The organism is Paenibacillus sp. FSL H8-0537 (genome assembly GCF_038051995.1).
In the GTDB taxonomy this organism is placed as follows: Bacteria; Bacillota; Bacilli; order Paenibacillales; family Paenibacillaceae; genus Pristimantibacillus.
In genome coordinates this window covers 2,232,925-2,244,947 of the sequence record NZ_CP150290.1, presented here as the reverse complement: position 1 = coordinate 2,244,947, position 12,023 = coordinate 2,232,925, and the positions used below count along the sequence as shown (strand labels likewise).

General features: G+C 48.5%; 11 protein-coding genes. 3 read left to right on the top strand and 8 right to left on the bottom strand.

Going from position 1 to position 12,023, the window contains the following annotated elements; translation table 11 throughout:
* Positions 1 to 30: 30 nt before the first annotated feature.
* From MHB80_RS09470 to MHB80_RS09450, 5 genes are all read right to left on the bottom strand, one after another.
* Positions 31 to 1,161: a UDP-glucuronosyltransferase gene (locus tag MHB80_RS09470; RefSeq protein WP_341281898.1), complete on the bottom strand. Its 1,131-nt coding sequence runs from the start codon at positions 1,159 to 1,161 to the stop codon at positions 31 to 33.
* A 30-nt stretch (positions 1,162 to 1,191) separates the two neighbouring features.
* Positions 1,192 to 2,526 carry a hypothetical protein gene (locus MHB80_RS09465; RefSeq protein WP_341281897.1) on the bottom strand — a complete coding sequence of 445 codons (1,335 nt, stop codon included), beginning with the start codon at positions 2,524 to 2,526 and terminating at the stop codon, positions 1,192 to 1,194.
* Positions 2,523 to 2,762, bottom strand: a complete 240-nt coding sequence (locus MHB80_RS09460; protein ID WP_341282923.1) for a phosphopantetheine-binding protein — start codon at positions 2,760 to 2,762, stop codon at positions 2,523 to 2,525. The genes MHB80_RS09465 and MHB80_RS09460 overlap by 4 nt, the downstream gene beginning before the upstream one ends.
* A gap of 2 nt (positions 2,763 to 2,764) precedes the next feature.
* Entirely contained in the window at positions 2,765 to 3,607 is an 843-nt protein-coding gene (locus MHB80_RS09455; RefSeq protein ID WP_341282922.1) for a class I SAM-dependent methyltransferase, read from the bottom strand.
* 194 nt (positions 3,608 to 3,801) lie between these two features.
* Complete coding sequence (locus MHB80_RS09450) at positions 3,802 to 4,833, bottom strand: hypothetical protein (protein WP_341281896.1); 1,032 nt, start codon at positions 4,831 to 4,833, stop codon at positions 3,802 to 3,804.
* A gap of 299 nt (positions 4,834 to 5,132) precedes the next feature.
* Here MHB80_RS09450 and sigK point away from each other — a divergent pair, with 299 nt between their 5' ends.
* On the top strand, positions 5,133 to 5,831 hold the full coding sequence (gene sigK / locus MHB80_RS09445; RefSeq protein WP_341281895.1) for an RNA polymerase sporulation sigma factor SigK: 699 nt from the start codon (positions 5,133 to 5,135) through the stop codon (positions 5,829 to 5,831).
* A 131-nt stretch (positions 5,832 to 5,962) separates the two neighbouring features.
* Here sigK and MHB80_RS09440 read toward each other — a convergent pair whose 3' ends face one another.
* The gene (locus MHB80_RS09440; protein WP_341281894.1) at positions 5,963 to 6,973 is read right to left on the bottom strand and encodes an alpha/beta fold hydrolase; all 1,011 of its coding nucleotides are present in this window, start codon (positions 6,971 to 6,973) and stop codon (positions 5,963 to 5,965) included.
* A 129-nt stretch (positions 6,974 to 7,102) separates the two neighbouring features.
* Between MHB80_RS09440 and MHB80_RS09435 the strand changes: the two genes are divergently transcribed.
* A complete protein-coding gene (locus MHB80_RS09435; protein ID WP_341281893.1) occupies positions 7,103 to 8,002 on the top strand; it encodes a LysR family transcriptional regulator in 900 nt (299 codons plus the stop codon).
* Between the two features lie 97 nt (positions 8,003 to 8,099).
* On the opposite strand, the gene MHB80_RS09430 is transcribed toward MHB80_RS09435, so the two are convergent.
* A complete protein-coding gene (locus MHB80_RS09430; protein ID WP_341281892.1) occupies positions 8,100 to 8,693 on the bottom strand; it encodes a hypothetical protein in 594 nt (197 codons plus the stop codon).
* Positions 8,694 to 8,710: 17 nt separating this feature from the next.
* Complete coding sequence (locus tag MHB80_RS09425; RefSeq protein ID WP_341281891.1) at positions 8,711 to 11,386, bottom strand: YhgE/Pip domain-containing protein; 2,676 nt, start codon at positions 11,384 to 11,386, stop codon at positions 8,711 to 8,713.
* A gap of 153 nt (positions 11,387 to 11,539) precedes the next feature.
* On the opposite strand from MHB80_RS09425, the gene MHB80_RS09420 reads away from it, so the two are divergent.
* Positions 11,540 to 11,848 (top strand): hypothetical protein, encoded by a 309-nt coding sequence (locus MHB80_RS09420; RefSeq protein ID WP_341281890.1) that lies wholly within the window; start codon positions 11,540 to 11,542, stop codon positions 11,846 to 11,848.
* The last annotated feature ends 175 nt before the right edge of the window (positions 11,849 to 12,023 follow it).

Here is a 12,023-nt window from a genome sequence, read left to right as displayed (position 1 = left end):
CCCTCCTCCCTAAGGATACCGTCCTTTACCTCAACCCATTCGTTCCAAATAGTCGTCCGTATACGATCTCGTAGCTGCTCGTTTCGCGAGCAGCCGTTCATGAATCGTCTCTAGCGCCTCCTCTGCAAACCCCGCGCGCTCCCATTCCTCATAGGTAATTCCAAGTCCGTGCTCCAGCCATACTTCCAAGTTTCTCTTCTCATGCTCGCCGAACGGCTCAAGCATAATGACCGGTGTGGCCGAGGCCAGCGAATCCATCAGCGTCCCCGCCCCGGGCTTGCTAATGATGCCCTTAGCCTGACGAATGACATCATAGAGACCATGATGGGATGGCAGATTGGAAAATGACGGTGCAGTATCCGGCCTAATCTCGCCGAACCTTGGAAATTCATGCTCCCCGGACTCCCCTTTAATCCATGCCATCCACCCGGGATCGTTCATGTAATAACGATTGCCCGGCTTCTGCCGCTCGGCCTCCGCTGGCTCATAAGCAACGACATCGAGGTCAAGACCCAGCTGCGCAAGCTCCGGTATTTTTCCTTGATACGTCCCCATCCCCCAGCCTCCGCCATGAATCACATACCGAGGCGCTCTGTCTGCGAAAGGCAGCGGTTCTCCGTCGCCGACAAGAATCTGAAGATGAATAGACAACGTTGACGACGCATACAGCCAAACCTCTCGGTAACGAGCAGGGTAATCGGGCCTATATCTTTTGAGGCTTTTCCAAGAGGGCGATAAATCCGAATCCACATAAAGCAGATCGACCTCCAGCTCGGCGGCATCGGCACCGAGCTTCTCTCTGTATAGTTCCAGGACGTACACCCAATGCCCAGACAAGGAAATAAACCTCCTTCTTCCCTCCGCCGCCCAGCTGTTTAGCAGGTCAAAGATTTGTTCCGGATCGAAGCTGTCCCGAATATCCTTGGGCAGCTTCGTGGCGATTTTCGCAAGCGCAAAATGATCATGATAAGCCTTCCTGCTGTCTACGATTTTTGCTTGCTTTTCCTTTTGCATGAACCCTTCGAATACGAGCACCTCGGTCGGTATGCCGCGCTGTCTTAATTGATAGCTCACGATTAAACCAGGGTTATAGAAGCCGAGCCCGAAGCCTGAGCAAAGAATTGTGGTGAAGCGATTGTCCCGATTAGCCCCATTGCCCATCTTATTTTCCTCCTCCTTCCCTTTAGGCGCTTAATTGGTTACGGCAATACCGCTTGTCTTCAGGAGGATGCGCATGCGGGCAAGCAGCTCGCTGCAGCGTTCTATCCGCCCCGCTGCAGCGGACAAATAAAGCCTTCCCTTGCGCTTTAATCCGTCCGCCTGATTGATCGTGAACGTACCCGCACTAAGCGGTAGAATTCCCTCTCCCCGATCAGGCCGGAAGAGCAGCCCTTCGCGCTCCATAGACGCAAGCAAATCTGCGTACTCCACGATTCCATTGCAGATGACGGACAAATAGGTAAGGTTCCCCTGAAGCGAAAATTCGGCCAAATAATCGTCCAGCCGTTTTTTAATCAGACTCATCGACTTGCGTGCGTTAATTTCAACGATCGGCACGAGACCGCCGTCCGCCAGCAGCATCGAATCTACACAGACGTGGCCGTAGTAACCGCTTTCATAAAGCAGATCGGCCGTTTTCTGCATGAGCTTAAAATAGTCTTCACGCTCCAGCTTTTCTATGAGCTCCTCGCTTGCACTGAACGTGCCCTGATAGGCAAATTCGGCGTTCATAACCTGCTGTACGGAAATCAGCTCATAGCCGCCGTCCGCATCAATATGGAATTGGCATGAAAAATCGATTTCCTTGTCCAGAAGTGGCTCGAGCAGAAATAAAGCTGACTTAGCCTTCTGCTCCTGGGCCGCAACATACCCGGCTATACGCTCCAGCGTCGCCAAGCTTTGGATCAGCAAATTCCCTTTTCCGGATACGCCAAACGTATCCTTAATAAGCACGGGACCGGCACCCAGCATCGCTTCGGCGGTGCGCCTCAGCTCCATATGATTCCTCACAATCCTCGTTGGCGGGCCATAGCCCAGACTTTCTCTGAGCTCTGTCGAATACAGCTTGGAATTCACATGCCTAATCGTATCCATATCTGGATAACGCCCACCTAGCCGATAAAGCGAAGATAGCTCCTGCAAGCCGTCCAGTACGGCAAACGGCTCTACAAAGCCGCCCGGCGGAAGCAGTTCCTTATACTTGTGCACTGCCCCCTTATTCAGCATTTGCTGGAAGGGATTTTCCTCCCGCGCTCCGCTGTTAGCCTCAAGAGGCTCGTCGCTCGTCCTAAACGTCAAGCCAATGCTGCTCAAATAGCGAAGCTGCGCCGGGGCCACGGGATTTCGGGTAAGCAGCACATCCGAGCTTTCGCAAAATAAAAATAACAGCTCGTCCATGGCGCCAACTATTGCCTTTGCCTGCGGATCAGGCAGGGAAGGCAGCTTCGCCAGCGTTTCATCCCGCCACAGCGTCTCCGCATCGAAGGCGCCGCAATGGATCTTCGTTACGCCCCCAGCCCGTCTCATGCGCTTTTTGCTTGAATAAAGTTGCAGAATATATCAATGGACTGCAGATGCTTCAAATCAAATTGGTCAAAATCGATTTCGATTTCGAATTCGTCTTCGATTCGGAGTATGAAATTAATCAGCTGCAGCGAGTCCAGCCCCGCATCATTCACCATATCGGAGGCTCCCGTCAGCGTAGCCGCCAGATCAGGCTCATTCTTGATTTCGGAAATAATCGTAATAATTTGCGTCTGCAGCATTACTTGTTCTCCCCTTCGTTTCGTTTTCGAATAACCGCCAAAATATCGGTTTGCGGGTATTTCAAATTATAATTGGTTAAATGCGGCTGCCGATTTTCCGTGATTGAAATGAGCTCCAATTCTCCAGGCAGTGAATTCAGCACATGTTCAATGAACGCTTGCTTCGTAAAACGCCAAATGACGCCGTCAATAGATGAATTGGCCATATAACCCGCGCTCATTTGTTTGCCTGAGCCCTGCTCCTCCAAAATAACAGGATCCAGAATCCACAATTCTCCACCTTTATTTAGCAGCCTTGCACACTCCTTAAACGCTTTTTTATGATGCCGAATGTGATGAAAGCACCTGGCGAAGACGATCTTGTCAAAGCTTTCGTCCGCCTTCTCCACCTGATAAATGCCAGAATGGAGGCAATTGTGCAGCCGGCCCTTCTTCATGCCGAATTGAAGGTATTTTTCATTAATATCGAGATTGCAAAACTCTACATCCCTCCAACGCTTCGCATGCTTGTTCAGAAGCCCCGTTCCACAGCCAACCTGCAGCACGCTTCCTTGTAATTCAGGCAAAAAACGATAAACCGCTGTCGGTTTTGGAAAGTTAAGCACAAACATCGACAGCTCATATAGCCGGGGATGCTTTTCTACCAAACGCACGAGCTTACTGACGTAGAAGGGATTTTTTTTCGTTTGCTTTTTAAAATCGCGTTTATTCCAGAAATAATAAGGCGGATACAACAAGACGTAATACATGAGGTAAATCAATCGCAGCAGCATAACGCCAAACGGACTTGTGTGTCGACTGACCTGATGCTGAATCGGTGAGGCTGTTAGCATTGTCTTCATTGCCAAGCGAGTAAACAACTCCTCTCATCTACAACATGGGTGATGTAGCCTGTGAGTCAATGGCCTACTTCAACTTTATAGACAGTGGTGTTCGCCGTGCAATAAGACTTTTTTGATGAACGGTTTCCTTGTTTGAATAAGCCTTATTTCCTTCTATTGCACTTTTTCAAAATATTTGCACTTTCTAGAAATCGTTAAGGAATAGCCAATTGATTCAAGCATTTTTCCAAAAACAACGCTTCACTACGTTTCAATTGCTGGGTGCAGCGAATGGCATTTACAAGGTTGCTTGGGTCCCTTCTGACCCGCTGCTTCACACACCATTGATGAACAATTACGGTTTGCCTAAGCACATCCTGCCCCATCGCAAGCAGGCCATTATCGGATATCAGCTTGTGAGCCTGTAAGTACTCGACTCTTTTCATCATCCATTGCTTATGATTGACGAGTGTCTGGAGCGCTTTCATATGAAGGAGTGGCTGGTCTGATTCCAGCTCCCTTTCAAGGAATTGCTCGAGCAGATCATACACGCGCAGGCCAAACCAGAAATGAATCCTTTGCGGATTTTTTTCAGTCAACGGCTTGGACAGCAAATACTCCTCCAGTGACCTTGCGATAAAATGAATGTCCAGCTCAAAAGCTTGCGTACTTAAATCCCGGTATGGATACTCGATAATCTCCAATGTCTGGCTGATACGCTGCTTGATAGGTCCTGCATGCCGAAGCGATTCTCGCAGCAGATCGAAGCTGACCGGTCTACCCGAGTCATAGACCGGCGGATTCGAAAAGTAGCCTGCAACATAGAACAGCTGCTGCGAAACATCGACGCCGTGAATAAGCAAATGATGCACCTGCTGCTTGGTTTGGTAAGAGGAAGTGCCGGGAATATAATATTCGTCTAGCGCGATAGCTAAATATTGATTTTTGTGCAAGCAATCGATGAAGAAGGTTAATGGGTCATCAAACCACGACCTCAATTGACTCGTATGCAGCTTTGACACAAATGTATAGGGCAGTTCGTGAAAAAAAGATGAGGACGCGAAATGAATAAAGTTGCCCTTATCAAATTCAGGAACGCCAAACAGGTGGATATAGTGGCTAAACAGCCAAGGCAGAGATAATGCTTCATTCGTCAGCACAATGGCCTGAGAAAAGGCGTGGTACGAATTGACCTCAATGATCGGCTTGCGAAGCGGAAGGATATGAGCGGTGTTTACAGCTTCCAATTAGATCGCCTCTTTTCAATGGGATAATTCCACCATAGGTTAATCTCTTTTTTCCTGCAATTGCACTTTTTTGAGCATGTTTCAAAAATGGAGATTGCCGACCGAATATATGGATATTTTCTTTCTTCATTCATTAACGAGCTTAAGCATATGATAGACTTATTCATTTTCGTCTACTAACGTCTTTTCGAATGTACATGCACGTATGGGCCCCTGCCTACATACAATGTAAAATTGATGTTCGTGCACGCTGAGGCTGATTAAGAGGCCCGGCAATACTTCATGGGGGTGTCCTGACGATGGGATTATTTGCTGCAATCGCTTTGTTTATTAAACAGCTAACGCTGCTCGTGTCGTATGTAAAAAACAACGCTTTTCCGCAGCCGCTGCGTGAAGAAGAGGAAGCGAAGCATCTTGCGCTAATGGCGGAAGGCAATACGCATTCCCGAAACCTACTTATTGAACATAATTTGCGCTTGGTCGCACATATCGTCAAAAAATTTGATAACACGGGAGAAGATCTTGAGGATTTGATTTCCATCGGCACAATCGGGCTAATTAAAGCCATTGAAAGCTTTCAGACAGGCAAAGGCACGAAGCTTGCGACATTCGCTGCTCGTTGTATCGAAAACGAAATACTTATGCATTTGCGATCCCTGAAGAAAACGCGCAAGGACGTTTCGCTGCACGACCCGATCGGCACCGACAAAGAAGGAAACGAAATCACGCTGGTCGATATTCTTGGTAGCGATCCAAATGAAATCGTCGAAACCGTCCAGCTTAAAATGGAAAAAAGTAAAATCTATAAAAATTTAGTCATACTTGATGAACGTGAAAAGGAAGTCATTATGGGCCGGTTCGGCTTGGAGCATGGCGGCGAAGAACGGACGCAGCGAGAAATTGCGAAGGAATTAGGAATTAGCCGCAGTTATGTGTCAAGGATTGAGAAACGGGCGCTGATGAAACTGTATCATGAGTTTTATAAGGTGAAGAGATAACGCCAAACGCCACCTTCGTAAAGGTGGCGTTTGTTCTATTGAAATCATAAAAGGCAACGGGCTAATTTGCGACCTTCAGTCCACTGTCTTTTTTATTTTGTAACACGACGTATTTACGCTTAGTTTCTTTTTTATTGAAGCAAAAAATGTTTTAGATTTTTATCTATAAATTCGGAATCTGGTTCATGTTGTCCAATGCCTGCACAATGCCCCCACTTCGATTCAATCGGTAGAAAGAGCGCATTTGGCATTTGCTGTGCTTCATATTTGTTATCCTGGGGAGGAAAAAAAAGGTCCGAACTTCCCGGCATAACCAGAGCCCGTGCTGTAATCCCGCTTAATGCAAGTTTAAAATCGCCGTCATACGTCGGATTAGCACTAATGTCACCGGTGATGCCGGTACGTAGCATGGTGATCAGGTCATTAGCGTCAAAGTCCAAAAACACTTGATCCCAGTAATCTACAAGATATTCCTCCAGTGTGTGGTAGCCCTCTTGCTGATAGAGCTGTTCTAGATAATAAGCCTGAGAGAAGCCCCAGGCTGCATAGATTCGACCCATAGCTGCCAATCCCGCTGTAGGTTTCTGCGTATAAAAGCCATTGCTCCAAGCAGAATCAGCCTGAAGGCCCGCAATCATTCCTTCAAACACTACCTTTGCATGTGGCCGGGTCATGGCAGTACCTCCGAATGGAGCGATTCGTTCTACCATATCGGGATAGCTTGCTCCCCACTGAAACGTCTGCACAGCTCCTAGTGACCAGCCTACAACGAGGGCAATTTTTGTAATGCCAAAATGTTGAGTAACCAGCTGATGCTGCAGTCGTACGTTATCATAAATCGAAATCAGTGGAAAATTAGCCTGATGATAAGGCGCTGGCGTATTGCTTGGCGAGGAGGATAGTCCATTACCCAACATATTCGGAACGATGATAAAATACTTTTCTGGATCCAGCGCCTTGCCATGTCCTATTAGCCATTCATTATCGGTATGTAGACCTGCAAACCAGGTGGGATATACAATCACATTATTTTTTTCCGCATTTAGCGTGCCGTAGGTTTTGTAGGCAAGAATGGCATTTGGCAAAGTGTCACCGGATTGCAGCAAAATATCCCCCAGTTCATAAATGTCATAATCTCTCATATAAAAATCTCCTTTTCTTAGCTAAGCTCGACTGTCTTCCTTGTCATCACTCTACGACGATGCTATTGTTAAGTCAAAGAAACGTTTTCGAATAGAACGTTCATTTTTTTTGAATCAAGGGGTGAAACTATGGAATTGCGCCAACTGAAAACCTTTCATATGCTGGCTTCCACGCTCAATTTTAGTCGCACTGCAGAAGTGCAAAACTATGTTCCTTCAACGGTTACGATGCAGATCAAGTCCTTGGAGGATGAACTGGGTGTCAAGCTCGTCGATCGATTGAATAAAAGAGTGACTCTGACCGATGCGGGGAGAAATTTTTTACGTTATGTAGATAACATATTGAGTACACTAGAAGAAGCCCAGCATGCCCTTAAGCAATCCGGCGAGGTGACGGGTACGGTGGTCATAAGTGCCGATGAAACGTTGTGTACATACTGGCTGCCGGCTATACTTCGCCGATTTCGCTTAAGTTATCCAGGAATTCGGCTGATATTCAGACCGCTGGCTAATCCGAACCTCAAACAGAGCTTGCGGGAAGGGGACGCAGACATTATTTTTATGCTGGATGAGAACAAAGAATCGGCTGGGTTTTGCGGAGAGAAAATGCTGGACGAGCCCTTTTATGTATTAGCAGCACCTGATCACCCTTTGGCTGCATATACAGCACTATCCATTGAAGATTTTCATGGCGAAACCTTTTTGTTGACGGAGAAGGGCTGCTCCTATCGCACTTTTTTTGAGCGAAGTCTTTCACAGAAGGGCATGGGGGGAATTACCGAATTGGAGTTCAACAGCGCTGAGGCCATTAAACAATGTGCAAAAATAGGAATGGGCATCGCCATCTTGCCTGAAATGGCCGTGATCGCAGAAGTGAATCGAGGTGAGCTGGTTCCATTACCTTGGGATTTGACCGCCACATCGTTTGCAATCCAAATGTTTTGGCATGAAGAAAAGTGGATCTCGCCAGCGATTGAAGCCTTTTTGAACTTGACCCGAGAACCATTTTTGAAAAAAAGCACCCCCTAAAAGGTTGGATGGTTCAAGGCCATGGAGAGCTTTCGGGCAGGCAAAGACATGAAGCCTGTGACCTTTGCCGCCCGCTTTATTAAAAATTCACCCCATGCTACTGCGTATCCTTTTTGATAAAAGGCAGCTCGCCTATCGCGATCAAAACATCATTAACCTCCGCCATAATTGGGCCAATGCCCGAATCCGACAGCAGGGGAATGCTCCAGTGCTGCTGCGCCGATATTTTAGAAATATGATTTTCGCCGCTGGCTTGAATAATCAGCTCCCATTTTATAACCGGAACGTTGGTGTGGCCCATAGACTTACGAAAAATCGTCAGCAGCTGCTGATTGATTTCATCCGTCATCGTTTGAAAATTTTCTGCTACCTCGAACTCGTACTGAATATGCAGCTGTGTACAAGGCTCATCCTCAGCGGCCTCAGCAGCGTTACGAGATATGCTGAGCACCGAAGACAACGGCTCCTCCTCCCGCTCACGCAGCGATTCCGCCGTCAGCACGCTGCTCCATTCAAAATACATATAGGCACTCGTCTGATACGGCTGCTGATGTGCCCTTGGCGTACAAAAAAACGAAAACTCGCGATCCAGCGACCTTGTTTCCAGCCGGTTTTTATTTTGATAAATATGCAGCCCCGCAGCCTGCGCCGCCGCAATGATTTCTCCCACGAACTGTTCATACGTTTTCATACGTTTCCCCTTCATCTCTATGCTATAATTTTGGTCTTCTTCGCATTGTCGGACGAGCGCTTAATGATGCCGCTAAGCGGGCGTTTGAGTACGAGGGCAATGAAAAGGCTAATGGCAATAAAGCCGAGCAGGAACAGCATATCCTTCAGCACCGTTTCCCATAAAATGCCGCCAACCGCTTCGCGCAGCAAGCTAATCGCATACGTAAATGGCATAAACGGATTCAGCGCCTGGAAAAAAGGCGACGTCATGCTGATCGGAAAGGTCCCGCCTGAGCTGGAAAATTGAAACACCATGAAAATAATTGCAATCCCCTTGCCCGCATTGCCGAACACAGACAGCAGCGTGTACGTAATGGTGACAAATACGATGCTGACGAGCATCGCGAATAAAACAAACCACAGCTTATCTGCGACGTATGCGCCTAAGATAAAAAAGTCTCCCAGCGTTACGCATAATGCCTGCAATAGTCCAATCGTTAAAAAGGTGCCGAGACGACCCAAATACAGCTGGTAGCCGCGATAGCTTCCACTGGGATTGTCTGCCTCCGAGCGCAGCATCGAGATGAGCAGCGTGGCTCCAACCCAAAGCGACAGCACACCGTAAAATGGCGACATCGCCGAGCCATAGTTAGGAATCGCATACAGCTGATTTTCCTTAATAAGCACGGGGCTGGCTAAAAACTCGCTTTCCTTCTCAATATCACCGCGCAGCAGCTTCGCAAGTTCGGCAAAGCTGTTATCAGCCTTCACTTCGCGCAGTTTATCTGCCGCTTTGCGAATCGCTTCCTCCAGCTGCGGCAAGTCGTTGCGAACAAGTCCGGCAACGCGCTTCACGCTGTCCGTAAGCTCCGGGAGCTGGTATTTGACGAAATCGGCCAGCTTTGCCAGCTCTTTTTCCGCCTCGGGCAAATCGTTCTGGACAAAAGCTGCGGCTGCGTCGATTTTTTTGCCGATGGCTGGCAAGTCATTGCGGATAAACGGCGCTGCCATGTTAATCGCGTTCACGAAGGCGTCCGTCTTGCTTTGTAAAGTCGTCGCTATTTCATGCACCTTCGTGCGGATTTCCGGCAGCTCTGCCTGAATGCGGGTCAGCTCCTGCTGCCCAAACGTCAGCCCTTCACGCGCAGCCTTAAGCAGCTCGGCGATATCCGGCAGCTTGCTTTTCGCCGCTTGCAGCACATCGGACGTTGCCGCTCCAAGCTGCTGCAATTTGCTCAAGCCTTCGGTAATCGCAGGCGCAATATCGCTGTCGTAATGCTCCAGCACATAGCCAAGATCGCTGCTCACCTGCTCGGTTACCGCATGCAGTCGCGCTACAATCTCCTCTGGCGGCGCGGTTCCCCGGTCCATCGCTTCCTTAATGATGCCAAGCAGCTGAATTTGCGTATTCAGCTTATCTCCGAGGCTGCTCAGCCGCCCAATGGTTCCGCTTAGCTGTCCATCCGGCAAATGGCTGTTAATCGTCTGCAGCACATTCGTCATGCTGCCGATTACGCCTGCCGCTGTACGGAGCCGACCCGAGAGCGCCTGCACTTCCGCTGCGGTCGGCAGCTTGCTAAGATCCGCTTCCTGCAGCCTTGCTGTCAGCAGCTCGGCAGCATCAGCGATTTGCTTGACCAGCAGCAAATTTTGCTTCAAAGTCGGGCTAATCGTCTGAAAGGCCTCCTGGCTCGACGCTAAAAAATCGCTCAGTCCGTCCGCGAAAGCGATCGCGTCTCCCCCCAGCGCCTCAAGCTTCGGCAGCTGCTCCTCAGCCATCGTCACAATGCCAAGCGCTGTATTCGTTTTATCCAGCGCCGTGTCGACCACCTCGCTCACGCGGTCGAAATTGGCATCGACCTCCTGAATGCGCTGCGCCGCCCTCTGAATTTCAGGCAGCTTCTCCTGAATGATAAGAACCTCGGAAGCAGCATCGCTGATTTTCGGCCAATATTGCTGCAGCTTTAGCACATATTGCGCGGCTTCATTGATTTCCGGCAGCTTCTGCTGAAGCTCGATTATTTTTTGCGCCTTCTCGTTAATTTCCGGCAGCTTGCTTTCGATATCCAGCACCTTCTGTCCAGCCGCTTCGATTTCAGGCAAATGGCTTTCCAGACTGAAAATACCGTTCTCGACTTTGCGAATGGTCGGCAGCTCCGCTTCAATTTCTACGCCCGCCGCTTTCAATTTCGTCAGCACTGCTTCGCTTACAGCTTCTGTGAAGCCTTCGTTAATTTGCTTCGTGATTGCGGAAACACCGGAGCCGGTTATTTTCGGCGCAATGGCATTCACCTTTTCATTGACCGTATAAATGACTTCCGGCCGCTCGATTTTGCCTTCGATAATGCCGGTTATTTTGGCAGAGAAGTCGGCTGGTATAAGCAGGCTTGCATAATAGGTGCCTTTTTCAACACCAGCCCTCGCTTCCTCCTCACCTACAAACGTCCAGCCCAGCTTCTCGTTTTTTTGCAGGCTTGCCACTAGCTCCTCGCCGATATTAACGGCCTTGCCTTGAACAGCCGCTCCCGCATCGAGGCTCGTGACTGCAATTTTTATACCTTGCGTGTTGCTGTAAGGGTCCCACACCGATTTAATATTGATCCAATCGTACAAGCCAGGGAGCAATATTATCGCTAAAATAAGAAAAATGCCGGTAGGCACTCGTAAAATATGGAGCCAATCTGTTTTATAAATATGCCAAATATTGCGCATGAGTAGACCGCCTTTGCTATGTCATAAGTTGTGGAGCGGCCTTTGCAACACCAGCTTGCCGCTAATCAGACCTTAGTTTAGCATTAACAGGGAAAAGAAGAAATATCATGGGCTTTTTTTCAGGAACTTTCATTCATTGTGGAGGGCTCTTAATTGACAGGAGTGAAAGTCCACTCTCTGGCACATACCATCCTCATAAATAGCTGCGTTATTTTGAAACGATTCAAAGCTGGTGAACCGCAGTATGCCATTGTTGCTGCGCCCCCTGCTGATGAAATCGTTGTTGATGTGAACCTTGTGGCTGAGACCAAGCAGCTCGGGAAGCTTCCTTCTTTTTTGGCGGACTGTGGTTCCGCTATTTTAGCTTTTAAACCGTTTTCGGGCCTCAAGCGGACAGGAAATCCGCTATTACCTGCCTCATCCTGTCAAAATAGCAATGGGTGGCGCATTAGCGGCTCCTGAGTCCGCCACTTGTACACAATCCGTGATTTTGTTGAAATAGCTGCTGCTGTGTCCACCAAGCTCTGTCCACCAAGTCATTCTTTCTGTCTTATGATAAAGAAACAATCTATTAGAAATAAGCCAATAGGAAAGAAGCAAAAACAGCCCACAATAACGATGTGGGCCTTTCTAATTC